Below are 286 nucleotides of genomic sequence, written 5' to 3' on the forward strand. Positions count from 1 at the left end.
GTGTAATTTCCTGTTCCCACGTTACAGCTAGTAGCGTTCGAAGATTGCAGCCAACCCTTGGCCGCCGCCGATGCACATGGTTTCCAGACCGTAGCGTCCTTGGCGTCGCTGCAGCTCATGCAGCAATGTGGTCAACATGCGCACGCCCGTAGCACCAATGGGGTGGCCCAGTGAGATGCCCGAGCCATTCACGTTCAGCCGTTCGGTGTCATGCCATTGCCACCCCTTCAGAACCGCCAGCACCTGGCAGGCGAACGCCTCATTCAACTCCACCAGGTCCATCTGC

The 286-nt window shown here is 59.1% G+C and carries 1 pseudogene; it reads right to left on the reverse strand.

What is annotated here, in order from left to right:
* Window positions 1-27: 27 nt before the first annotated feature.
* Window positions 28-286: pseudogene (locus tag SB771_RS34070) on the reverse strand (acetyl-CoA C-acyltransferase); the annotation flags it as partial.

Source organism: Burkholderia sp. SIMBA_051 (genome assembly GCF_046534915.1).
GTDB classification, from domain to species: domain Bacteria; phylum Pseudomonadota; class Gammaproteobacteria; order Burkholderiales; family Burkholderiaceae; genus Burkholderia; species Burkholderia ambifaria.